The organism is Gemmatimonadaceae bacterium, assembly GCA_019752115.1.
GTDB lineage: Bacteria > Gemmatimonadota > Gemmatimonadetes > Gemmatimonadales > Gemmatimonadaceae > Gemmatimonas.
Genome location: JAIEMN010000011.1, coordinates 1 through 22,966, shown reverse-complemented (window position 1 = coordinate 22,966; position 22,966 = coordinate 1). Strand labels below are relative to the sequence as shown.

At 67.9% G+C, this 22,966-nt stretch carries 19 protein-coding genes; 13 read left to right on the top strand and 6 right to left on the bottom strand.

Going from position 1 to position 22,966, the window contains the following annotated elements:
* Positions 1-67 precede the first annotated feature (67 nt).
* The 3 genes from K2R93_05575 to K2R93_05565 all read left to right on the top strand — a co-directional run bounded on the left by K2R93_05575 (position 68) and on the right by K2R93_05565 (position 2,675).
* Positions 68-1,252 (top strand): NTP transferase domain-containing protein, encoded by a 1,185-nt coding sequence (locus tag K2R93_05575; GenBank protein MBY0489291.1) that lies wholly within the window; start codon positions 68-70, stop codon positions 1,250-1,252.
* Complete coding sequence (locus tag K2R93_05570) at positions 1,249-2,052, top strand: enoyl-CoA hydratase/isomerase family protein (protein ID MBY0489290.1); 804 nt, start codon at positions 1,249-1,251, stop codon at positions 2,050-2,052. Before K2R93_05575 ends, K2R93_05570 begins: the two co-directional genes overlap by 4 nt.
* 146 nt (positions 2,053-2,198) lie before the next feature.
* Positions 2,199-2,675 carry a hypothetical protein gene (locus tag K2R93_05565; protein MBY0489289.1) on the top strand — a complete coding sequence of 159 codons (477 nt, stop codon included), beginning with the start codon at positions 2,199-2,201 and terminating at the stop codon, positions 2,673-2,675.
* A gap of 132 nt (positions 2,676-2,807) precedes the next feature.
* Here the strand turns inward: K2R93_05565 and K2R93_05560 are convergent, their stop codons facing one another.
* On the bottom strand, positions 2,808-3,338 hold the full coding sequence (locus tag K2R93_05560; protein MBY0489288.1) for a 2'-5' RNA ligase family protein: 531 nt from the start codon (positions 3,336-3,338) through the stop codon (positions 2,808-2,810).
* Between the two features lie 44 nt (positions 3,339-3,382).
* On the opposite strand from K2R93_05560, the gene K2R93_05555 reads away from it, so the two are divergent.
* The 6 genes from K2R93_05555 (at position 3,383) to K2R93_05530 (ending at position 9,372) form a co-directional block, all read left to right on the top strand.
* On the top strand, positions 3,383-3,646 hold the full coding sequence (locus tag K2R93_05555; protein ID MBY0489287.1) for a hypothetical protein: 264 nt from the start codon (positions 3,383-3,385) through the stop codon (positions 3,644-3,646).
* A gap of 119 nt (positions 3,647-3,765) precedes the next feature.
* Positions 3,766-4,809, top strand: coding sequence for a threonylcarbamoyl-AMP synthase (locus K2R93_05550; protein ID MBY0489286.1), 1,044 nt, complete (start codon positions 3,766-3,768; stop codon positions 4,807-4,809).
* 13 nt (positions 4,810-4,822) lie between these two features.
* Positions 4,823-5,728 carry an enoyl-[acyl-carrier-protein] reductase gene (locus K2R93_05545; protein ID MBY0489285.1) on the top strand — a complete coding sequence of 302 codons (906 nt, stop codon included), beginning with the start codon at positions 4,823-4,825 and terminating at the stop codon, positions 5,726-5,728.
* A gap of 10 nt (positions 5,729-5,738) precedes the next feature.
* Entirely contained in the window at positions 5,739-7,670 is a 1,932-nt protein-coding gene (locus K2R93_05540; protein MBY0489284.1) for a response regulator, read from the top strand.
* A complete protein-coding gene (locus tag K2R93_05535; GenBank protein ID MBY0489283.1) occupies positions 7,667-8,116 on the top strand; it encodes a hypothetical protein in 450 nt (149 codons plus the stop codon). Before K2R93_05540 ends, K2R93_05535 begins: the two co-directional genes overlap by 4 nt.
* Positions 8,113-9,372, top strand: a complete 1,260-nt coding sequence (locus tag K2R93_05530) for an MFS transporter (GenBank protein ID MBY0489282.1) — start codon at positions 8,113-8,115, stop codon at positions 9,370-9,372. Before K2R93_05535 ends, K2R93_05530 begins: the two co-directional genes overlap by 4 nt.
* Positions 9,373-9,442: 70 nt before the next feature.
* Here the strand turns inward: K2R93_05530 and K2R93_05525 are convergent, their stop codons facing one another.
* Together K2R93_05525 and K2R93_05520 are read right to left on the bottom strand one after the other, a co-directional pair.
* A complete protein-coding gene (locus K2R93_05525; protein ID MBY0489281.1) occupies positions 9,443-10,477 on the bottom strand; it encodes a hypothetical protein in 1,035 nt (344 codons plus the stop codon).
* Positions 10,478-10,574: 97 nt separating this feature from the next.
* On the bottom strand, positions 10,575-13,772 hold the full coding sequence (locus K2R93_05520) for a glycosyl hydrolase (GenBank protein MBY0489280.1): 3,198 nt from the start codon (positions 13,770-13,772) through the stop codon (positions 10,575-10,577).
* 473 nt (positions 13,773-14,245) lie between these two features.
* Here K2R93_05520 and K2R93_05515 point away from each other — a divergent pair, with 473 nt between their 5' ends.
* The 3 genes from K2R93_05515 to K2R93_05505 are packed head-to-tail and all read left to right on the top strand — an operon-like array spanning position 14,246 to position 16,974.
* On the top strand, positions 14,246-15,115 hold the full coding sequence (locus K2R93_05515) for an SPFH domain-containing protein (protein MBY0489279.1): 870 nt from the start codon (positions 14,246-14,248) through the stop codon (positions 15,113-15,115).
* 12 nt (positions 15,116-15,127) lie between these two features.
* A complete protein-coding gene (locus K2R93_05510) occupies positions 15,128-15,331 on the top strand; it encodes an Arc family DNA-binding protein (GenBank protein MBY0489278.1) in 204 nt (67 codons plus the stop codon).
* Positions 15,328-16,974, top strand: a complete 1,647-nt coding sequence (locus K2R93_05505) for a lysophospholipase (protein ID MBY0489277.1) — start codon at positions 15,328-15,330, stop codon at positions 16,972-16,974. The genes K2R93_05510 and K2R93_05505 overlap by 4 nt, the downstream gene beginning before the upstream one ends.
* On the opposite strand, the gene K2R93_05500 is transcribed toward K2R93_05505, so the two are convergent.
* A complete protein-coding gene (locus K2R93_05500; GenBank protein MBY0489276.1) occupies positions 16,904-17,470 on the bottom strand; it encodes a four helix bundle protein in 567 nt (188 codons plus the stop codon). The two genes, K2R93_05505 and K2R93_05500, sit on opposite strands and share 71 nt — an antisense overlap.
* 315 nt (positions 17,471-17,785) lie before the next feature.
* Between K2R93_05500 and K2R93_05495 the strand changes: the two genes are divergently transcribed.
* Complete coding sequence (locus tag K2R93_05495) at positions 17,786-20,377, top strand: zinc-dependent metalloprotease (protein ID MBY0489275.1); 2,592 nt, start codon at positions 17,786-17,788, stop codon at positions 20,375-20,377.
* Positions 20,378-20,461: 84 nt separating this feature from the next.
* Here K2R93_05495 and K2R93_05490 read toward each other — a convergent pair whose 3' ends face one another.
* Positions 20,462-21,199, bottom strand: coding sequence for an Ig-like domain-containing protein (locus K2R93_05490; protein ID MBY0489274.1), 738 nt, complete (start codon positions 21,197-21,199; stop codon positions 20,462-20,464).
* 193 nt (positions 21,200-21,392) lie between these two features.
* Positions 21,393-22,631 carry a hypothetical protein gene (locus K2R93_05485; protein MBY0489273.1) on the bottom strand — a complete coding sequence of 413 codons (1,239 nt, stop codon included), beginning with the start codon at positions 22,629-22,631 and terminating at the stop codon, positions 21,393-21,395.
* Between the last annotated feature and the right edge of the window lie 335 nt (positions 22,632-22,966).

Sequence of the window (22,966 nt, the reverse complement as noted above, 5' to 3'; positions counted from 1 at the left end):
GCAAGACGGTCCAACGTCGGCCGGCAGTGTGGAGCCCTTCTTTTCCGCAGCGAGGTGCCAGAGGCTGATGCTTGAGCCCCGCGTAGTGAGTCCAAATGCGCCCACGTCGGTCACAATGGACCCGGGTGCGGCGGAGTTGACCGTCGAGGAATACGAACTCGATCCGTTGCTCGACACGAGCACCGCGATGTGGGCGGTCGTCTTCGCGGGCGGTATCGGCACGCGCTTCTGGCCGCTGAGCACCCCCAAGCGCCCCAAGCAGTGTCTCGCGCTGGTGAATGAACGGCCGCTCATCGCCGACACCGTCGCGCGACTGGCGCCGCTCGTGCCCGCCGAGCGCGTGCTCGTGGTGACCAGCGCCGACATCGCCGACGCGCTCTATGCCGCGATTCCCGAAGTCCCGCGCGCCAACCTGCTCGTCGAACCGCGCCCGTTGGGGACCGCGGCGGCCCTGGCGTGGGGCGCGCATGAGGTCGCGCGCCGCGCGGGCCCCGACGCGGTCTTCTGCGCGCTGCATGCCGATCTCTCGGTGGGCTACCCGGACGTGCTGCGGAACACGCTGCGCCGCGCCGGCTCGCTTGCCGCGGCCGAATCGCTCCTGGTCGTCCTCGGCGCCACGCCGAGCCGCTCGGAGACGGGCTTCGGCTATCTCCAGCCGGCCGCGCCGGTCGATCCGCTGGTCAGCCGGGCCGATGGCGGCGCCTGTTACGTGGAGCACTTCGTGGAGAAGCCGGGGGCGGCGCTCGCCGATGTGCTCATCGAAAAGGGCGCCCTCTGGAACACGGGCATCTTCGTGGCCCGCGCGCGCGTCGTGCTCGACGAACTGCATGCGCACACCAGCGAACTGCACGAAGGGCTCCCCAAGCTCGCCTTGAGCGACATGCCGGCCTTCGCCGAACTGGTGACGAGCGTGTCGATCGACCGTGGCCTGCTCGAACGCAGTCGCCGCGTCGTGGTCCTGCCCTGCGAGTGTGACTGGGACGACGTCGGTACGTGGGCCTCGCTCCGCCGGGTGCGCGAACTGGATGACACGGGCAACGGCATCATGGGCCCGGTGCACTGCATCGACTCGAGCGGCAATGTCATTCACGCCGAAAGCTGCTGCGTGGTGGCCTACGGCATCAGCGGCATGATCGTCGTGTCGATCGACGGCCTGACGTTCGTCACGACACTCGAGAAGGCCACCGAGTTGGGGCCGCTGCTCAACGCCCTGCCGGGCAGCCTGCGCTTCAATCCCGGACGGCCCGCATGAGCGCGACACCAGGGAGCGCGTTCGCGCATCTCACCACACACACCGACGCCGGCGTCTGCACGATCACGCTCAATCGCCCCGAGCGGCTGAATGCGGTGAACCCGGGGCTCGCCGACGAACTGCCGCGCGCGGTGCAGCAGGCGGCCGCCGACGATACCGTGCGCGTGGTGGTGATCACCGGCGCCGGCCGCGGCTTCTGCGCCGGTCTCGATCTCGCCGAGCCGGTGCAGCTGGGCACCACGCGTCATGAAGTGCTCGATCCGTATCAGTGGGTGGGCCGCTGGGTGCAGGCGATCACGCAGTGCGAGAAGCCGGTGATCGCCGCCATCAACGGGGCTTGCGCCGGCGCGGGCTTTGGCCTGGCGCTCGCCTGCGACCTACGGGTGCTGGCGGCGGGGGCGACCTGCACCGCCGGCTATATCCGCCGCGGCCTGTCGCCCGACGCCGGGGTGTCGTGGTTTCTGCCGCGACTCATCGGCCACGCACGCGCCGCTGACATCCTCTTCACGGGACGCGATATCAAGGCCGATGAAGCCGCGCACATCGGCCTGGTGAGCGCCGTGTATCCCGACGAGGCATTTGCCGGCGCCGTGGCCGCGTACGCACAGGCGCTCGCCGCTGGTCCGCCACTGGCCTTTGCGCACACCAAACGCTTGCTGCTCGCCAGTCATGACGCGCCGCTCGATACGCAGCTGCGCGACGAGCTGGCCGCGATCAAGCAGTGCTTCGTGAGCGCCGACGTGCGTGAAGCGATGGCGGCCTTCCGCGAAAAGCGGGCACCCGTCTTCCGCGGCTCCTGATTCGGGGCAAAACGAACCGCACGGGCCGCGAAACGCCATCGCGACTTGTCTGGACTCACGAAGCGATGTACAACGCGGACCTTCCGGGGCGTGTGTCGGGTGGCTAGGAATTGAGGGTCACGTGTGTCCCCCCCTCCCCTCCCGATATGCCCCGTTCTTCCGCCGCGATGCGTCTCCCCGACGAACCGATCAATGATCTGGGTCCGCTCGCCTGCTGCGACGCGCTCGCCCGGACCGCTGCCGAGACCTGCCGGCAGCACGAACGGCTGTCGCGATTGACGGCACTCGGCGTCTCGGTCAGCGAACTCGGTGCGGCCCACGCGATGGTCGATACCATCGATCTCGCGCTCGCCGAAGCGGTGAAGGACTTCGAGAAGACCTGCGCCAAGTCCCACGCCGCCGAAATCGGCGAGATCCGCTCGGCGGCCAACGCCATGTGGCTCTCCGCGCGGGAGTACCTCCGCCGCGCCTCGATCGCCGAAAAGGCCTCGCGCCAGCTCCAGCAGCATGACGCCGATGTGCTCGGCGATCTGCACTTCGAGTACGAGCTGGAGGCGTCCGCGCTGCTCGGGCTCAAGCAGGCGACGGCGACGTATCAGAAGCTGAGGCCGGAGCAGAAGTAGGGAGCGCTCGACACGATCTCAACCCCTGAGAGCTCAGGGGGCAGGCATCAGGGGGGAGAGCTCAGGACTGCACGCGGTCCTGAGCTCTCCCCCCTGAATTTCTGCCCCCTGAGCTCTCGGGGGTTCCGCTGTTTATCCCGTCAGCCTCAGATCGAACAACAGCTTCGACGGCTGCGGATCCCTCGTCAGATACACCGACAACCGCTCAATCACCGCCGGCTCCTCCACCCGCAGTGCCAGCAGTTCGCGCTCGCGCGCCGGGGTGAGCGTGGGATAGAAGCTGAGCGTGCAGTGCGGCGAGAACTGAAAGCGGGCCCGCTTGAAGGGCAACCCACTCCGCGCGATGCGTTCGTGCAGCGCGCGCAGCGGCCCGTTGGGATCGAGCGGCAGCGACACGATGTCGGTTTGCATGAACCGATGCGGCGCGCCGAAGGGGAGCGACATCGGCGCCGTGCTCGACGCAATGGGCTCGAGCGCGGCGCGAATGCGCTCGACCGGGGTATCGGTGGGAATCGCCCCCACGCCGGACGAACCCACCAGCGTGACATGCGGCGGCGTCAGCCGCGCGAGTTTGGGGTCATATTGCTGCTGAATCGCGCGCACGCGCGCGCCCGCTTCGCCAGGCAATTCTGCCAACACAAAGATGCCGAAAGACGCCGCCATGCGCGCAATCTAGCGGGGGGACGATGACGGAGTATCTTCGCGATATGGGCGAAGCCATGGTGGTGATCCGCGACTATGTGAACGAGATGGAAGCCCTCGTTGCGCGGAGTGTACTCGAAGCCCACGAGATCCCCGCCGTCGTCCTGCGCGACGACGCCGGCGGCATGCTGCCCCCCATGCACCTGCTCTTCCCCGTGCGTCTCGCCGTCCGCAGCATCGACGCGACGACCGCCCTGCGCATCCTCGACGCGCCCTTCGAAGATGATGGGACGCTGGGAGACGGGACGGTGCTGCACACGGGGCCGTAGCCACCCACCACCGGGGCAGACACGACCCACAACCCACGACCTAAAGCCCGGAACCCAAAACTGATCAGTTTAGGGTTCCGGGCTTTAGGTCTTGGGTCATGGGTTCTTATCGTTCGGGTGTGCCCATCGTCCCCGTCGACCCGCGTCATCCCGATCCCGTCATCATCGCCGAGGCTGCCGCGCGCTTGCGCGCGGGTGGGTTGGTCGCGTTTCCCACCGAGACCGTCTACGGTCTGGGTGCGAACGCGCTGGATGCGCAGGCGGTAGCGCGCATCTATGCAACGAAGGGGCGACCGGCGTGGAATCCGGTCATTGCCCATGTCGCCGATGTCGCCGCGGCGCGGGCGCTCAGCCGCGCCTGGCCAGAGAGCGCCGAGCGGTTGGCACAGGCGTTCTGGCCGGGGCCCCTGACGCTCGTGGTCCCCAAAGCGGCGCATGTCCCCGATGAAGCGACCGCGGGGCTCGACGCCGTGGGCGTACGCGTCCCGTCGCATCCGGTGGCGTTGGCGCTGTTGCGCGCGGCCGGCATTCCGGTGGCGGCGCCGAGTGCCAATCGCTTCACGCAGGTGAGTCCCACCACCGCGTCCCATGTGGTGCAGTCGCTGGGTGATCGCGTGCCGCTGGTGCTCGATGGTGGGCCGGCCACCGTCGGGATCGAAAGCACCGTCGTGGATTGCACCGGTGACACGGTGGTCATCCTGCGACCGGGGATGCTCGGGCGTGAATCGCTCGAAGCAGCACTCGAGGGGAGCGGCATTGCCGTCGCCGTGGCGAAGCCCTCCACCGTGGCCCATCAGGCGGCGGTTCCAGCAGAGACCCCGCGCTCACCGGGCATGGCCGACCGCCACTACGCGCCGCGCGCCGAGGTCTGGCTCTTTGGCGCCGAGGGGGCCGATGAGATCACGGCCGCGCTCGCCGAGCGCCGTGCATCCGCAGCAACCAGCGAGCCCGTGCTCGCACTCCTGCGCACCGTCGCGCTCCCCGAGGATGCGGCCATCGTCCGACGAATGCCGGTCGATCCGGTCGGCTATGCACAGCAGCTGTATGCGGCCCTGCACGAGGCCGACGCGCGGCAGGCCGCATTGGTGGTCATCGAGATGCCGCCCCCCCACGAATCGGCATGGGAGGGCGTCCGGGACCGCCTCACGCGCGCCGCGCGGTAGAGTATGTTTCGGCATGCTTCCCATCGACCTGACCGGCAAGCGCGCCCTCGTGGCCGGCGTTGCCGATGACAACGGTTTCGGCTGGGCGATCGCCAAGGCGTTCGCTGAGGCCGGCGCTTCGGTGTGTGTCGCCACGTGGCCGCCGGCGCTCAACATCTTCCTGAACCTGCTCGAACGCGGCAAGCTCGATGAGTCGCGGCAGATGCCCGACGGTTCGCTGCTGACCTTCGAGAAGATCTATCCGCTCGACGCAGTCTACGATTCGCTCGCCGAGACGCCCGACGAGATTCGCGAGAACAAGCGCTACAAGGATCTGGGCGACTTCACGATCGAGGGGCTCGCCAAGGCACTCGTCGCCGATTTCGGCGAGCAGCCGCTCGATATCCTCTTCCATTCGCTCGCCAACGGCCCCGAAGTGAAGAAGCCGTTGCTCGAAGTGAGCCGGGCCGGCTATCTCGCCGCCTCCAGTGCGAGCGCGTACTCGCTCGTCTCCATGGTGCAGCGTCTCGGTCCGCTCATGCGGAAGGGTGGCGCCGTCGGTTCGCTGACCTACATGGCCAGCGAGCGCGCCATCCCCGGCTACGGCGGTGGCATGTCGTCGGCCAAGGCCCAGCTCGAAAGCGATACGCGCACGCTCGCCTACGAAGCCGGTCGCAAGTGGGGGCTGCGCGTCAACACGATCAGCGCCGGCCCGTACGCGTCACGCGCGGCCAGCGCCATCGGCATCATCCAGACGATGGTGCAGTACTGCAAGGAGAACAGCCCGCTCGCCGAAGAGCTCGACGCGCGCGAAGTGGGAACCACGGCCGCCTTCCTCTGCAGCCCGCTCGCGAGCGGCATCTCGGGGTCCACGGTGTATGTGGACAAGGGCTATCATGCGATGGGGATGGCCGTCTCGGGTGTAAACCTCCCCGGCTGACCGCCGCACCGTGGCTGCCACACGCCTGACGCCACCGGAGCCCGCTCCGCCACCGATCCCCGAGGTGCGCGGGACCGGGCTCCGTGTCCGTCTGGGTATCACGGTACTCGCCGCGATGCTCCCACCGGTGCTCGTGGCATTCTTCATCGACCTCGACACGGTCGGCGTCCGCAGCCTCCTCATCTTCGTGGCGGCGCTCGCCGCCTCGGCGTCGTTCGTGGCGTACATGGCACGGCAGATCGTCGATCCGCTGCTGACGCTCACCAACGATGCCCATGCGCTGGCCGCCGGCGTGTCGGGGCACCGCTCGGCGATCACGTCGAACGATGAAATCGGTGCCCTCGCCGCGGCGCTCAACCGCATGGCCGAGACGGTGGAGAAGCGCAACGCGGCGCTTGCCGACAACGAACGGCGCTATCGCTTCCTCTTCGATTCCAATCCGCTCCCCATGTGGGCCTGGGACGCGGATACGATGAACATCCTCGCCGTGAACGAAGCGGCAGTGGAGAAGTACGGCTACGAGCGCGAGCAGTTCCTGTCGCTGCGCATCACCGACCTGCTCGAGCCGAGCGAGTTGCCGCGCTTCGGTGGCGCGCGCCTCCCCTTCTCGGAGTCGCGCCAGAATGCGGGCACGTGGATGCATCGCACGGCCACCGGGCGCCGCATCGAGATGGAAGTGGTGACCACCAGTTCGCGTCGACTCGGACGCGCGAGCTGGCTCTCGGTCGGCATCGATGTCACCGCGCGGCGCGAAGCCGAGCGCGCGCTCGCCCGGAGTGAAGAGCAGCTCCGGCAGGCGCAGAAGATGGAGGCGATCGGCACGTTCGCCGGGGGCATCTCCCACGACTTCAGCAATCTCCTCACGGGGATGCTCGGCTACTGCGACCTGCTGCTCGCCACCATGCCCGACGACTCGCCCCATCGTGAAGATGTGAGCGAGATCCGTGCGCTCGCCGTGCGCGGCACCGAGCTGTCGCGTCAGGTGCTCGCCATCAGTCGTCGGCAGGTGCTGCAGCCGATCGTGTGCGACGCCAATACGGTCGTGCATGGCCTCGACCGTCTGCTGCGGCGCCTCATCGGTGAGAACATCGAGCTCACGACCCGCTTGAGCACCGAGGTGCGCAGCACTCGCGCGGACGTCGCGCAGCTGGAACAGGTGCTGCTCAATCTCGTCGGCAACGCTCGCGATGCGATGCCCAACGGCGGCAAACTCGAGCTGGAAACGGCGTTGCTGAGCGCCGCCGAACGCGATCGCCTGGGGCTCGATGCCGCACGTGACTGGATGGCGCTGCGCGTGAAGGACACGGGGGTGGGCATGACCACCGAGGTGATGGCCCACATCTTCGAACCGTTCTTCACCACCAAGGAGAAGGGCAAAGGCACCGGGCTGGGACTGGCCCTCGCGTCGAGCATGATCGATCAGATCGGCGGCGAAATTCGCGTCGACTCGGCACCCGGTCTCGGCACCACCGTTCATCTGCTGCTGCCGCATCTGGATGAACGCGCCACGCAGACGCCGGTGCTCCCCGAGCCGTCTCCGGCGCTGACGGGTCACGAGACGATTCTGCTCGCCGAGGATGAAGATGCGGTGCGCGCGGTCACCATGGCGGCACTCGAGCGCCGCGGCTATCGCGTGCTTGCGGCGCCCGATGGGGAAACGGCGCTGGCCATCTCCAACGCCTTTCCCGGGGTCATTGACCTGCTCATCACTGATGTGGTGATGCCCGGGATGAACGGGCGGGAGCTGGCGGAGCGGCTCGAGCGGACGCGCCCCGGATTGCCGGTGGTCTTCGTTTCGGGCTACACCGATGATGCCGTGCTGCTGCAGGGGATTTCCACCGACGCGCGCACGCTGCTCCCCAAGCCGTTCACGTCGTTCGAGATCGCGCAGCGCGTGCGGGCCGCCCTCGATCACACCCGCGCGAGCTCGGGCGCCCCATGAACTGGATCCTGCTGGTGATGGGGGCGATCGTCTCGGTCGTCGTGGCCGTGCTGGTCGCCGGCTTCCTCGTGCCCGGCACCTACGAGACCACGCGTGCCCTGCAGCTGCGCGCCGATTGGCGTACCGTGCGCGCCGCGCTGATCGAGCTGGCACAGTGGCCGCTGTGGATGGAGCTCACGCGCACACCGCGCGTGGAGACCAGCACCGAGCAGTTGGTGAACGTGTCGGTGTGGACCGATGACCAGCAGCAGGCGAGCACGTTGCGCTTCGTGCTCGATCCCTCCGCGGGCGGCACCCGCGTCGTGCTGCATGAACGCGGCACGATCAACAATCCGGTCTCGCGTCTGCTGCGCCACTACCTCACGGGCCACCACGGCCCCGCCGAAGCCACGTTGCGCGCGCTCGCCGAGTCGCTGAACGAGCCGGCGACCTTCGTCAGCGCGTGAGTGCGGTGACGGCGGACGCGCGCACGCCGTCCGCGATCCCGGCGATGGAGCCGGATACGCATCCCGACCGCTGGCGCATGCTGGCGCTTCTCTCGCTCGCCGAACTGCTGGGCATGAGCGTGTGGTTTGCCGGCAGCGCCGTGGCCCCGCAGCTGCGCGCGCAGTGGCTGCTCACCGATTCCCAGGTGGGCTGGCTCACCACGGCCGTGCAGCTGGGCTTCGTGCTGGGCACCGCTGTGTCGGCGCTGCTCAACCTGGCCGATCTGATTCCCGGGCGCACACTGTTCGCGAGTGCGGCGCTGCTCGGCGCCGCCAGCAACGCGGCGCTCGCGGTGGCGCCGTCGTTCGAGTGGGCGCTGGTGACGCGCGTACTCACCGGCTGCTGTATGGCCGGTATCTATCCACCGGCGATGAAGATGGCGGCCACGTGGTTCAAGGCGCGTCGCGGCCTCGCGGTTGGCGCGGTGGTCGGCGCCCTCACCGTGGGCAAGGCGGGACCGTATCTCGCGCAGGCGTGGCCGCAGGTCACGGTGCTCGGCGTCGTCAGCGCATCGTCGCTCTCGACGCTCGTTGCCGCCCTGGTGGTGTGGCTGGGCTATCGCGACGGGCCCTATGCCTTTCCCCCGCGCCGCTTCTCATGGAATCTCGTGGGGGCAGTGGCGCACCAGCGGCCATGGCGCCTGGCGATGGGCGGCTACCTCGGCCACATGGCCGAGCTGTACTCCTACTGGACGTGGATCCCCGCCTTCCTGCTCGCCAGCGCGACGGCGCACGGTGATGCAGCTGGCCATCGCGGACTGCTCGGCGCGCTGAGTTTCGGCGTGGTCGCGGTCGGTGGCGTTGGCTGCGTGTGGGGCGGTCTGGTGGCCGATCGCATCGGGCGCGAAGCGCTGGTGATTCGCGCGATGGCCATCAGCGGCAGCTGTGCCGCGTTGATCGGGCTCGCCTTCGGCCGCTCGTGGTGGCTGCTGGCGCCGCTCGCGCTGGTGTGGGGCTTCTTCGTGATCGCCGATAGCGCGCAGTTCTCCGTGCTCGTCACCGAGAGCGTGCCCCCCGACGCCGTCGGGACGGCGCTGACCATTCAGACGAGTCTGGGCTTTCTGCTGACGACCATCACGATTCAGCTGGTGCCGCTAGTCGTCGCGCGCGTGGGGTGGGCGTGGGGGTTCGCGTTCCTCTCAATCGGCCCCGCTCTGGGGATTGTGGCGATTCGGGCATTGCTGCGAGACAAACAACTCGGACAACCCACGAGGTGAGGGACAACAACGAGGATCGCTGCGGCAGCGATCCTCGTCGTTGTCCCCAACGTCGTCGTTGTCTCTGCGGCTAGCGGCCCCAGTTCACCACCGGCAGCACTTTGCGCCCCTTCGGATTGTTGCGCACGATGTTGATCACACCGACCTGCGCACCGTGGAGGGATCGCGCGTAGTTCACCACCCCGATCGTGAGCCCGCGCTGACGGCCGCGAATGTCATTGAAGGCGCTGATGCCCACGCCGTGGAGTTCGCCGTCGCCGCGGTGGTCCACGTCGGCAATGCGAATGGTGTAGGCCGCGGCAAAGACGCCAGTCAGACGCTGGCCGCCCACGCCGAGTCCGGCCGCCGCGATGCCGCGAATGGCCGTGGCGCCCACACCGACACCACTCAGCGCCAGACCGTGCAGCGTACCGCCGGCACCGGTGCCGACACCGGCGAGGGCGATGCCGGTGAAATTCCCACCGCTGCCAGTGCCGACGCCGGCGATCGACAGACCACGGAAATTGCCGCCCACGCCGGTGCCGACGCCGCCGATCGCAATCCCTTCAAAATCGCCGCCGACGCCGGCCCCGACGCCGCCGACGAGCAGCCCGCGACCATTGCCGCCCGTGCCGACCCCGACGCCGCCGATCGTGATGCCCTCGACACGGCCACCGGCACCGGCGCCGACGCCCGCGATGTTGATGCCGCGCAGCGATCCGCCCGAACCGAAGCCCACGCCGGCGAGATGGATGCCCACCACGTCACTCCCGGCACCACCACCAACGAGGGACAGGCTCAGCCCCTTCATCGATTCCTCCACGCCGTAGCCGCCGCCGATGGCAATCCCCTCAAACCGCTTGGCGCCACCCAGCGGGGCATTGAGCGCGATGCCGCGCACCACGCCGTGACTGGTCTTACGGGGTGACCACACCGTGAGATTGATGCCGTCCATGCGCTCGAGACGCGTGTCAACGGCATTGAGTCGGATCCCCTTCCACCGGGGCGAGTCGCCGATGCTCAGGCCGGCGCCGTTGGCGCCCAGATCAAGGGAACGACGTGATTCTTGCGCTCGGAGCAGCAGCGGGGCGACGAGAAGCGCAGCACTGAGGGAAATGATACGCATACGAAAAGGGGTGAGGGTCATTGGATATGACGGCCTCACCCCTTCCCAGGGTTTCACCGATGACGCCCGCGGGCCGATGCGGCCGGCGGGGCACGCGTTACGGCGTGATCACCGTGTTCGGCTTCACTTCGATGGCCGGCAGGTTGTGCTTCTTGCGCAGCTCATCGATGGCCGGGAGCAGCTCCTTGTAGGCCTTGCGCAGTTCCACGAGGTAGCCCTCGAGCTCCTTCGTGAGCTGCTCGAAGACGACCTGCGACTGCTTCGTGGGGCGCGCTTCGGTGCCACCCACGACACCCGCCAGCGCCGCGATCTGGTTGTTGACCTTGATCGGGAAGTTGAGCGGATCCTGGCTGGACTGGTTCTTCACCTGATAGATCTCGGCTTCCTGCTTGCTGATCGCCGTGTTGAGCGAGTCCACCAGCTTGGCGTACGTCGCTTCGTCCTCGGCCATCTTGCCCTTGCCGGCCATCGCCTGCCCGCGGACGTTGCGCACCGTGCGCACCGCGTCATTGGCGTCGGTGGTGCGATCGCGAATCGCCATGAGCAGCTTGTACTGCGTCACGAGATCCGCGGCCGTTGCTTCGCTGCGCGGGTCCTTCTTGACCAGCAGCTTCTGCTCCGCCGCCGGCTGGCCGTCCACGATGAGCCGCACGGTGTAGTTGCCGGGGAGCACGAGCGGACCCGTCGTGACGCCAGCCCACATGATCATGCCGGGGAACGTCGTGGCATCGGCTTCGCGCAGGTTCCACGAGAAGGTGTTGAGGCCGACCTTCGCGCTCGGCGGCGCATCGGCCGCGACCGCGCGACGGCCGCCCGCCGGGGCGCCGGCCGCACTGCCCGCGGTGTCGCTCGAGAACGAGCGCACCGTGCGGCCGGTGGAATCGCGGAACTCCACCGTGACGCGCTTCGCGCCGTCCTTGAGCCAGTAGTATACGATCGCGCCGTTCGGCGGATTCTGCCCGACCGGGCTCGTCGGCGCCCCGATCTGGAAGCCACCGCCCCAGTTGATGCGATACGCCGGCCGCGGCGCAAAGAGATGCGCCTTTGCGCTGATCACCGGCGCGGCGATCTGCCGCAGCACACTGATGTCATCGATGATGTAGAACGACCGGCCGTGCGTGGCGGCGATGAGATCGCCGTCCTTGATGGCGAGATCGTGCACCGGCACGATCGGCAGGTTCTTGCGCAGCGATGTCCACGTGGCGCCGTCGTCGAGCGACACGAAGATGCCGCGCTCGGTGCCGGCAAAGAGCAGCCCCGGACGCACCTCGTCTTCCCGGATGGCGCGCGTGAACTCAGAGGCCGGAATGCCATGCGCCGCGCCGCTCTGATCGATGCGCGTCCACGTCTTGCCGAAGTCGGTGGTCTTGAAGAGGTAGGGCTGCTGATCATCCATCTGGAAGCGGTTCGCCGCCACATACGCCGTGCCGGCGTTGAAGTGCGACGCTTCGATGATGGAGATGCGCGCCCACTCCCGTTCCTTGAGGATGGGCGGCGTCACGTTCGTCCAGGTGAGCCCACCATTGCGCGTGACATGCACGAGGCCATCGTCGGTCCCGGCCCAGATCGTGCCCTTGGCGATCGGGCTTTCGGCGATGGCGAAGACCGTGCCGTACGTCTCCACGCCCGTCTGGTCCTTGGTGATCGGGCCACCCGATGCGCCGAGCGTGCGCGGATCGTTGCGCGTGAGATCGGGGGAGATGGCGGTGTAGCTGTCACCTTCGTTGGTGGTCTTGAAGATCACGCTCGAGCCGACGTAGATGGTCTTCGGATCGTGCGGGCTCACCGTGATGGGGAAGGTCCACTGCATGCGATACTTCGCGTCCTTCGCATCGTGGCCCATCGGGTTGAGCGGCCACGGGTTCACGTCGCGCGTGAGCCCGGTGCGCATGTCCTTACGCGTGAGCAGGCCACCGTAGCTGCCGGCGAAGACGATGTCGGGGCGATCGGGGAGCGCCGTCACGAAGCCCGACTCACCACCACCCGCTTCCTGCCACATCTCGTACGTGATGCCGCCCGGCGCGCGCGACGGGCCGCACAGCGTGCTGTTGTCCTGCTGCGCGCCGCAGATCTTGTACGGGAAGTGATTCGTGGTGGACACATGGTAGAACTGCGCGGTGGCGAAGTCCTGCTGCGTCCACGTCTTGCCGGCATCGGTCGACACACTGGCGCCGCCGTCGTCGGCTTCGATCATGCGGTCGCCGTTGTCGGGCGCGATCCACAAATCGTGCGAGTCGCCATGCGGCGGATTGAGATTGCTCCACGTCTTGCCGCCATCGCGCGAGACCTGGAAGTTCACGTTGCTCGCGTACACCAGGTCCGGATTCTTCGGATCGGCGTAGATCTTGGAGTAGTACCAGGCGCGCTGGCGCAGCTTGCGCTCGTCGTTCACGCGCGCCCACGTCGCACCGGCGTCATCACTGCGGAACACGCCGCCTTCATCGGCTTCGATGAGGGCGTACACCCGGCGCGGGTTCGCCGCGCTTACGGTGATGCCGATGTTGCCCCAGAGGCCCTTCGGCAGACCGGCGTTCTTGGTGATGTCCGTCCACGTGTCGCCGCCGTCGGTGCTCTTGAACATCCCCGAGCCCTTGCCGCCGGAGACGAGCATCCAGGGCTTGCGGTGCGCCTGCCAGAAGCCGGCGTACAGCACATTCGGGTTCGTCGGATCCATCACCAGATCGGCCGCCCCCGTCGAGTCATCGCGGAAGAGAATCTTCTGCCAGTTCTTGCCGCCGTCCTTCGAGCGGTAGATCCCGCGCTCGTTGTTCGGCCCCCACACGTGCCCGAACGCCGCGACGTACACGAGGTCGGGGTTCGTAGGATGGACGCGCACCTTGGAGATCTGGCGCGAGTCGTTGAGGCCGATGTTCGCCCACGTCTTGCCGCCGTCGGTCGTCTTCCACATGCCGTCGCCGTGCGAGACGTTGCCACGAATGGCAAACTCGCCGCCGCCCACGTACACGATGTCGGGATTGCTCGGCGCGACGCCGATCGCGCCGATGGTGCCGCCGAAGTAGCGGTCGCTCATCGGCGTCCAGTTATCGCCGCCGTCGGTGCTCTTGAAGACGCCACCGCCCACGGTGCCCATCCAGTACTCCTTGGGGCGCGCCACACTGCCGGCCACGGCGACCGAGCGACCGCCGCGGTAGGGGCCGATTTCGCGCCAGCGAATGGAGGAGAGGGCGCTGGTATCGAACGGCGCGGCGAGCGGGCCGGGGGCCGCGGCCTTGGGCGCGGTCGCGGCCGGCCGGGCGGCCGGCTTGGCGGCCTGAGCCGTGGCCAGAGTCGGCATCAGGAACCCGGAGGCCAGCGCCGTAGCCTGCGCGATCCGGAAAAGACGGGGGGACGACACGAGCAGCAGCTCCTTCGCGGGGGTTAGGGCAGCAGCATGGATCTCTCACAATTGGGAGAGACGGGGGGCGGCCGCAAGGCGGGACCACCCGGAACCCATGACCGAAAGCCCGGAACCCGGAACTGATCGGTTTGGGGTTTCGGGTTTTTGGTGGTGGGTTCTGGGTTGGCTGCGGACTGATCAACGGGTCAGAGTCGTTGAACGCGGCGATCAAGGTGTCAGAGTCGTTGACTGAGAAGTTCCGCCTTTTGGAACACACAACCCACGACCTAGAACCCGAAACCCAGAACGGATCGGTTGTGGGTTTCGAGTTCTAGGTCATGGGTCGTGGGTTGAAACTCCCCCCGCGGGGCTGGCGTAGGGTGCTAACGAAGTGATATCACTTCAATACCACCTCAACTGGAACCCGCTCAATGCTCCGCGAAACCGAGGCGAAGGCCGTCCCGGGCCTCCTCATGGTTGTCCTGCTCATCGCCGCCATCCTGGGCGGCGTGTTCCTCATCCTCACCGGCGCCGCGCAGGAAGCCCCGGCGTTCTCCATCGCCGGCGCGGTCCTGGTCACGATCGTCTCGCTGGGGTTCAAGGGTGTCTTCACGGTCGCCCCGAACGAGGCGCAGGCGCTCACGCTCTTCGGCAACTACGCCGGCACCGTGCGCACGCCGGGGCTCTGGTGGGTCAACCCGTTCATGACGCGCAAGAACATCTCGCTGCGCGTCCGCAACTTCGAAACGAACAAGCTCAAGGTGAACGACGCGCGTTCGAACCCGGTCGAGATCGGGGCGATCGTCGTGTGGAAGGTCATCGACACCGCCGAAGCGCTCTTCGAAGTGAACGACTACGTGCAGTACGTCGCCGTGCAGAGCGAATCGGCGATGCGCGCCCTCGCCTCGGCGCATCCGTACGATGCCCATGGCAACGGCGAAATCGCACTCTCCACGCACCAGACCGAGGTGAACGCGGGGCTCATGCAGGCGCTGCACGAGCGCCTGGCCAAGGCCGGCGTCGAAGTGATCGAAGCGCGCATCAGCCATCTGGCCTACGCGCCCGAGATCGCGGCGGCGATGCTGCAGCGCCAGCAGGCGAGCGCCATTGTCGCGGCGCGCGCCACGATCGTGGAAGGCGCGGTGGGGATGGTGGAGCAGGCGCTGGCGTCGCTCAAGGAGCGCGACATCGTGGAGCTCGACCCCGAGCGGAAGGCGGCGATGGTCAGCAACCTGCTTGTGGTGCTCTGCTCCGAGCGGTCGGCGCAGCCGATCGTGAACGCCGGCACGCTCTACACCTGACGGACGCGTTTCGTGGCTGATCGCAAGTCGTTCCTGGTACGTATCGATCGCGAAGTGCTGGACGCCGTCCAGCGCTGGGCGAACGACGACCTGCGCAGCTTGAACGGCCAGATCGAATACCTGTTGCGGCACGCGCTCCGCGAAGCGGGGCGCGCGCCGAAGCAGCAGGCCGCCGGAAATCCTGAACCCGTCTCCGAGGAGACGGAGGACCCATGATCCATCTGATGTTTCGCGGCAAGCGCCCCACGCCCGCGCTCATTGCCGCCACGCTCTTCGGACTCGTGCTGGGCTTTGTAGTGAATTTCTGGGCTCGCCGCGCCGGCGCGCAGCAGGCGCCGGTGACCTTCGTGTATCTGCAGAATGCCGACACGGTCGGCGTCGAAACCGTCACGCCCGGCCAGGGGGTCGTTCGCGGAACGCTCGGCTTCCGCGGTCAGCCGCGCGTGGAGTGGGAGCAGCAGCGGCAGCCCATGCAGCTGACGCTCCGCGTGTTCGCACCTGGGGCCGCCGAGAGCGCCGCGCCCGCGCAGCAGTTCGTCTTTCATCTGCGCGGCGACAGCATGGCCGTGGATATCACCGCCAATGGCCAGACGCGCACCCAGATGGCCGCCAGCAAGGCCAACGCCGTGCCGCTCATGGGGCAGTCGGTCTTGCACGCCGCACTCATGGCGCAATACGCGCGGTCACAGGGATTGACGACACTCCCGGTGTTCATGACGTCCGGCGGCCAGACGCTCGAGGCCAGCGTGCAGTTCACCGGCGACTCGAGTGTGTTCACCGTGGCCGGTCTTCCCATCCGTACCCAGTGGGTGGACGGCCAGCCGCAGGAGATCCGCATCCCCGCCCAGAACCTCCGCGTCGTGCGGGCGACGGGCGCGGTGAAGCCACCGGCGCCGGTGAAGATTGACTACAGCGCCCCAGCCGACGCGCCGTACACGGCGGAGCACGTCGTGATTCCGACGACCCGCGGCTACACTCTCGCCGGCACGCTGACCAAACCCAAGGGCGTCGCCAAGGCGCCGGTCATGATCACGATCAGCGGCAGCGGTCCGCAGGAGCGTGACGAGCGCCTCGGCAGTGTGCTGCCCGGCTACGCGATCTTCCGCGAGATCGCCGATACCCTGGGGCGGCGTGGCATCGCCGTGCTGCGCTACGACGATCGCGGCGTGGGCGAAAGCGGCGGCGCCGATTCACGCGCCAAGGCGACGAGCGCCGATTTCGCCGATGACGCGCAAAGTGTCATCGCGTATCTGCGCACGCGTCCCGATATCGATGCGACGCGCATCATCGTGAGCGGCCACAGCGAGGGCGGGCTGATCGGCCCGCTCGTCGCCGTGCGTGAGCCCGCCGTGCGCGGCCTCGTGATGCTCGCCGGCCCCGCCTACGACGGACGCCGCGTGCTGCAATACCAGATCGGCAACCAGTTCAAGGCGCTCGCCGCCGCCAAGAGCACCGCCGACTCCGGCCTCGCGAATGCCATGGCGCGCGGCGACGACCTCTCCACCTACATCCGCACGCGCACCGACAAGATGATCGACTCCATGCGCGTGGAGCCGTGGATGCAGTACTTCGTGGACACGGACCCCAAGGCCACACTGCGCCAGGTCACGCAGCCGGTGCTCGTCCTGCAGGGCGGCACGGACATGCAGGTGACGCCGGAGCAGGCCGACACCGTGGTGGCCGTGCTGCGTGCCGCGGGGAATCGCCGGGTCACCTCGAAGGTGTTCCCGGCGACGAATCACCTGTTCGTGCCGGACCCGTCGGGGGTGCCGAGCGAGTACCCGAAGCTCAAGGATGTGAAGGTGCGGCGGGAGGTGCTGGGAGCGGTGGCCGACTGGGTGGCGGCGCTGGTGCGGTGATCGGACTTCCGGCTCTCGACGCGGACGTCGGACACCGGACAACTATGGACGGTGGGAGTCGGGATATTGGTCGGAGGTGGGGGTCGGAGTGCCGTCGGCGGGGGGGGTGCTGCGCTCCGGTCCCAGGGACGTGAGAATTGAGGATGTGCTTACGCAGGCCGTAGGTCATGCGACGCACGCGGGCGACGTCCTGCGCAAGGCCATCGATTGATTGATCGAAGGCCTTCAGCTTTTGCAGAAGGATCAGCAGCCGCTCGACTTCATTGCAGGAGCCAATGGCGACGTCGAGCAGCGCAGCGGATTTTGTCGGCGCGTGGTACCCACATGCCTCGCTGAGATTGAGACTGATGGAGGTCGCCGCCCGGAGCAGCTGATTCCGGATGCCGGGAGATAGGTCGCTCAACGTGCGCTTGCAGCGCTCCGCGAGCTGGTGCACCTCCACAACCACCGCGTCAGCGCGGGCGATGACTTCGAGTTTGGCAGGATTGTGCGGCATGCGCCACGATAGGCACTTCCGCGTACGCCTGTGTCATCATTCGAACGCACATCTCCGCAAGGCCCGCAGGGCCGAGCCCTCTCAGCAAGGCCCGCAGGGCCGAGCCACTCGCCATCGGCAGCGCAGCAAGCCCCAACCGACGGCACTCCGACCCCGACTTCCGACAGAAATCCCGATTCCCATCGTTCATAGTTGTCCGTAGACCGGCGTCCGACTCGGACATCTGAACCAGGGGTCCAGACTCAGCGCCCGCTTCCTCCCCCCCGTAAACTCCAGCGCGCTCCTTCCGAGCCCTTCCCTCCTCCTTCGCCCCTCATGCGACGCATCGTTCTGTCTCTCGCGGCCACCGGCGTGGCCGCCGGTGCCTGCACCAAACCCAAGCCCGCGCCGGCTCCTGCGCCGGCCCCCGTGCAACAGGCCCCCGCCCCCACCCCCGCGCCGGGCCGCGGCGGCCCCGGCGGTGGAGCCGCCCAGCCTCCCGCCGGTGGCGGGTTCGGCGACGGCCAGGGCGGCGCCAATGCCAACCAGGATCCCCAGCCTCGCCCGTACGCGCAGGTCATCACGCCGCGCGCGGTGACCAAGAACGGCGTGTTCAAGGTCCACCAGGTTGGCTCGCGGCTCTACTTCGAGATCCCCAAGAGCGAGCTCGGCAAGGACTACGTGGTGGTCACCACGCTGGCCGGTACGCCCGATGAAATCGGCATTCGCGGCACGCAGGGCGGCAACAACCTCGTGCGCTTCGAACGGCGCGACAACCGCATCTTCGTGCGCGAGGCCGACTATCGCGACATCATCGCCGACACGGCCAAGTCGCAGCAGCTGGCGGCCGAGCTGATCGGCGTCACCAAGATCCTCGCCGCGTTCAACATCGAGGCCTACAGCGCCGACAGCGCCGCGGTCATCGAAGTCACCCGCATGTTCACCGGCGGCGTGCCGGAGTACACGGCGCTCGGTCGCCGCGCGCAGGTCGATGCGACGCGCAGCTACATCGAGCGCTTTGCCGCCTACTCGCGCAACGTGAACGTGACCGCCGTGCAGAGCTTCACGCCGCAGGGCGGTGCACCGGGTGGCGGGGGTGGCTTCCCCGGCGCGGCGGCCGCCAGCACGGCACCCACGACCGAGAAGTACACCTTCTCGATCGCCAAGCTTCCCGACGTGCCGATGCAGCCGCGTCTGTACGACGAGCGCGTGGGGTACTTCCCCACCACGCAGCGCGATTTCTCCGGCAATACGCAGCGGGTCGAAACGCGCCGCTTCATTTCGCGCTGGCGCCTCGAGTGCAGCGACAAGAAGGTCGGCAATCTGTGCGTCCCCAAGAAGCCGATCACCTACTACCTCGATCCGGCCACGCCGGCGTGGCTCAAGCCGTGGATCAAGAAGGGCATTGAAGCCTGGCAGCCGGCGTTCGAAGCAGCCGGCTTCTCCAAGGGCATCGTGGCCGCCGAAGCGCCGGCCAACGATCCCGACTTCTCCGGTGAAGACGCCACGGTGAGCATGGTGCGCTGGCTCCCGAGCGCCACCGAGAACGCAGTGGGGCCGAGCCTCAAGGATCCGCGCACGGGTGAGATCATCGACGCCGACGTGCAGACGTACCTCAACGTCATGAACCTGACGCGCTCGTGGTACTTCACGCAGGTCGGGCCGCTCGACAAGCGCGCGCAGAAGCTCCCCTTCCCCGACTCCCTCACCGGTCGCCTGCTCGAATACGTGACGGCGCACGAAGTCGGTCACACGCTCGGCTTCCCGCACAACTTCAAGGCGAGCTCGATGTACCCGGTGGACTCCGTGCGCTCGCGCACGTGGGTCAAGAAGATGGGCCACACGCCCACGCTGATGGACTACGCGCGCTACAACTACGTGGCGCAGCCGGAAGACAACATCGACCTCGACGATCTCATCCCGAAGGTCGGCCCGTACGACAAGTACGCCGTGATGTGGGGCTACTCGCCCATTCCGAATGCGAAGACGCCGGAAGCCGAGAAGGCCACGCTCGACAAGTGGGCCAAGATGCAGGACACGATCCCGTGGTATCGCTTTGCGAGCGACGCCGGTGCTGGTGGCGCCGATCCGGGGGAGCAGAGCGAAGCCGTGGGTGACGCCGACGCCGTAAAGGCCACGACGCTGGGCGTGAAGAACCTCAAGCGCGTGATGGGCTTCCTCGAAAGCGCCACGGCCTGGAAGGAAGGCGATACGTACGACGATCTCGAAGAGCTCTATGGCCGTCTGGTGGGGCAGTGGGCCACCGAGATGGGCCACGTGGCGCGCATCATCGGCGGGGAGTACAAGCAGGAGAAGGCGGTGGGCCAGAAGGGCCCCGTCTTCCGCCCGGTGGAGCCGGCCCGCCAGAAGGCGGCGCTCCAGTTCCTCCAGGACAATGCGTGGACCACGCCGACCTGGCTGGTGGACGAAAGCATCCTGCGCAAGCTCGAGCCGAACGGCTCCCTCGCCCGCATCGGCGGGGCACAGGCCCGGTCGCTCGCGGCCGTGGTGAGCAACGACCGCCTGCAGCGCATGGTGGAGATGGAGGCGCTCGCGCAGAACAAGAGCGAGGTCTATCCGGTCGCCGACCTGCTCGCCGACCTGCGCAAGGGGCTCTGGAAAGAAACGGAGACCGGGGCGCCGATCGATGCGTTCCGTCGTCGCCTGCAGCGCACGTATCTCGAAGCGATGGCGTCGAAGATCAATCCGCCCGCCTCACCGGCGGCGGCCCTGCCGCAGCAGGGTGGCGGTCGCGGTGGCGCGGCACCGGTGACGGCCGTCGAAGTGCGCGCGATTCTCAAGAGTGAGATGCGCGCGCTGGATGCCGATCTCGCGACCGCGATCGGCAAGACCAGCGACCGCATGTCGAAGGCGCATCTCGAGGATGCGCGCGACCTGATCCGGAAGATGCTGGACCCGAAGGACTGAACTCCACCGCCGCGGCTCGATGGCGGCAAAAGAAGCGGGGGCGATGGTCGCGTGCAGCGACCATCGCCCCCGCTGTTTCGTGCACTACGGGCGGACGCGGCGGAGCGACGCGGTGGACGACGAGTCGACCGGCGCCAACACCGTGATGCCGAAGTTCATGGACAACGCATCGCTGGCGTACTGCAGGCGGTAACTCCCGGCCTCGCCGGGGGCGACGACGAACGGGACCGCGGCGATCCCGCGCTCATCGCTGGTGGACACGCCGGTGACCAGCACGGTGCCCGAGGCATCGAGCAGCGACGTCGTGAAGGCAAAGTTGGCAATGGCATTGCCGAAGTCGTCGGTGACCTTGACCCCGCCACCCGTGTACGCCTGTCCGAACGTGAGGGTATCGCTGAGCTCGGCCATCGCCTGGAGTCGCGACGGGGTCGCCGGGTCGATGATGACATCGAAGGTTGCCGGATCCAGACCGGCGATCGTCCCCGTAATGTGCGCGGTGCCCACGCGCGTGCCGGCCGCGAAGATCGCCGAGGCGAAGCCACGGGCATCGGTGCGGGCGCTGCTCGTGACGAGCGTGCCGGCGTCGTCCGCCGACCAGGTGACGGTCGCATTGGCGATGGGCCCACCGTCGGCACCGACGACAAACACCGTGAGCGTATCCGCCAACGTGCTGCCGGCCGTGACGTGCGAGCCGTCGCCGGCGTAGCTGAAGGCGCGCGCCGGCGCCGCGGCCGTAGCGGGCGCGGTCGTGCTGTCCGAGCACGCCGTGAGCAGCAGGGGAGCAATCAGCGCAGACGCGATCCAGCGAGTCGAGTGGGACATGGTGAGGCTCCGCGTGGCAATCGGGTGGTCAACCAAACTGTGTGATGATGGTCACTCCAGTGTGGTGACGAACCGATTTCTGCGCGGTTTCGCGCGTCACGGCCGTTGTTACACACGTTCATCACATCGTCGTGCGCTTTCGTCACGGCGAACGCGCGCGGCGTGCGGCGTGACGGAGTTTTCCAGTCGGTGTCTACCACTCCACCACGCCAAGGATCTTGTCCTTCACCATCACGGTGCGCGCCGGCACCACCGTCCCCGGCGCGAGATGGCAGCCATCCACGTAGGCGAACTCGCCGATCTGCACCCCCGCGCCGACCTTGGAGCGGAACACCACGGCGCTGGCACCGACGATCGTGCGATCCTCGATCGTGGTCAGATCTTTCGCCTCGGAGAGGTCATCGGCCCCGCCGTGCACGACCGCGTGAAAGCCGATCATCACGTGGTTCCCCACCTCGATGTTGCTGTGCTCGAGGGCGTGGAAGGTGACATGATCGGCGAAATGATTGTCGCGTCCGAAGCGGAAGTGTTCCCCTTCATCCGCCCGCAGCGACACGCTGTGCCCCATGGCGCGGTCGAGCGTGCGCCAACCGTCGGCAATCGTCACGCCGCCGATCACGCGCACATTCATCGTGGGGTGCGCGCGCGCCTGCCCCGCAAACGACGGCTGATCCGCGTCATGATTGAAATCGGAGTGCCCGGGGTCGCGCCCTGCCCCCAGCACCGCCGTGGGCGCCTCACGCGCCAGCGCCGCGTACCCCGCCGCCAGCGCGTTGTTGACGTGCAGCACGCCGTGCATGAAGGCGCGGTCGGCATCACTCACCTTGACCACCTTCCCGAGGGCTTCGTTATCGGCCTCGGCCTGCGTCCGGATCCATTTGCCGGGGAGCACCTTGGTGCCGGCATGAATCACGATGCCCGGAGAGACCTTCACGAGATGCGTGACCATCGCGTCTGGCTCCACGACGGCGCCGTCGATGACGGAGTTGAAGCCGACGAAGGCCGGCAGACCGTCGGGGGCGCCAATCGTGGCCGGGCCGAGGATCGTGGCGCCATGCGCAATACTCACGCGGTCGCCAATCCGGACGCTCCCCGCGACCGTCACGTTGTCCTGCAGGTTGCTCGCGGTGCCGATGACGAGCGTTTCGCCCTGCGGATCGATCTCCACGAAGGGCGCCACGAATGAGCGGCAACCGATGTGCACCCGCGCCGGTCGCGTGCGCTGCACCGTGCGGTCGACATAGCTGGCCACCGCGGGTGCCGCACTCGCCGGATAGATGGCGCCGCGTGCCGTGAGAAGCGACACCGACGCACACGCCGGGGCGGCGTGCGCGTCGCCCTCCGGTGCGCCGGCCGCCTTGGCGACCGTGTGCTGCGCGCCAAGCGGCGCAGCGAGAAGAAGACTGGCCAGCGCCACCGCACGTCCGCGCATTTCATCCTCCGGAATCCTGCAACCCGATTCGGCGCGCATCGACGCGCGCTCTACGCAGAAGTGTCGGCGGCTCGTGGTTGGGGAGGTGTGAGGGATTGCCCGACGGCCCTCGTGCCAGCGCGGATCTGCCCGTAGACTCATGCGGGCCCGACTCTCGGGCGCCTCCCCTTCCTCATTTTCTCAGGTCCAATGCGTCTTCGCTCTCTCCCGCTTGCCGCGGGACTGGCGCTGGCCGCGTGCCATCCGGCCAAGAAGCCGGCTCCGGCTCCGGCTCCGGCGCGCCCCACCACGAATGGCGCGGCGTCCGCGCCCACGCCGGGGGCGCCCGTCCCCGG

Excerpts from the sequence above, each read along its gene's own strand:
- K2R93_05500 (MBY0489276.1), bottom strand. The coding sequence starts at position 17,470 with ATGCCGCACAATCCTGCCAAACTCGAAGTCATCGCCCGCGCTGACGCG.
- K2R93_05545 (MBY0489285.1), top strand. The coding sequence starts at position 4,823 with ATGCTTCCCATCGACCTGACCGGCAAGCGCGCCCTCGTGGCCGGCGTT.
- K2R93_05565 (MBY0489289.1), top strand. The coding sequence starts at position 2,199 with ATGCCCCGTTCTTCCGCCGCGATGCGTCTCCCCGACGAACCGATCAAT.
- K2R93_05485 (MBY0489273.1), bottom strand. The coding sequence starts at position 22,631 with ATGCGCGGACGTGCGGTGGCGCTGGCCAGTCTTCTTCTCGCTGCGCCG.
- K2R93_05490 (MBY0489274.1), bottom strand. The coding sequence starts at position 21,199 with ATGTCCCACTCGACTCGCTGGATCGCGTCTGCGCTGATTGCTCCCCTG.
- K2R93_05505 (MBY0489277.1), top strand. The coding sequence starts at position 15,328 with ATGATCCATCTGATGTTTCGCGGCAAGCGCCCCACGCCCGCGCTCATT.
- K2R93_05515 (MBY0489279.1), top strand. The coding sequence starts at position 14,246 with ATGCTCCGCGAAACCGAGGCGAAGGCCGTCCCGGGCCTCCTCATGGTT.
- K2R93_05495 (MBY0489275.1), top strand. The coding sequence starts at position 17,786 with ATGCGACGCATCGTTCTGTCTCTCGCGGCCACCGGCGTGGCCGCCGGT.
- K2R93_05560 (MBY0489288.1), bottom strand. The coding sequence starts at position 3,338 with ATGGCGGCGTCTTTCGGCATCTTTGTGTTGGCAGAATTGCCTGGCGAA.
- K2R93_05570 (MBY0489290.1), top strand. The coding sequence starts at position 1,249 with ATGAGCGCGACACCAGGGAGCGCGTTCGCGCATCTCACCACACACACC.
- K2R93_05520 (MBY0489280.1), bottom strand. The coding sequence starts at position 13,772 with ATGCCGACTCTGGCCACGGCTCAGGCCGCCAAGCCGGCCGCCCGGCCG.
- K2R93_05535 (MBY0489283.1), top strand. The coding sequence starts at position 7,667 with ATGAACTGGATCCTGCTGGTGATGGGGGCGATCGTCTCGGTCGTCGTG.
- K2R93_05575 (MBY0489291.1), top strand. The coding sequence starts at position 68 with ATGCTTGAGCCCCGCGTAGTGAGTCCAAATGCGCCCACGTCGGTCACA.
- K2R93_05525 (MBY0489281.1), bottom strand. The coding sequence starts at position 10,477 with ATGCGTATCATTTCCCTCAGTGCTGCGCTTCTCGTCGCCCCGCTGCTG.
- K2R93_05555 (MBY0489287.1), top strand. The coding sequence starts at position 3,383 with ATGGGCGAAGCCATGGTGGTGATCCGCGACTATGTGAACGAGATGGAA.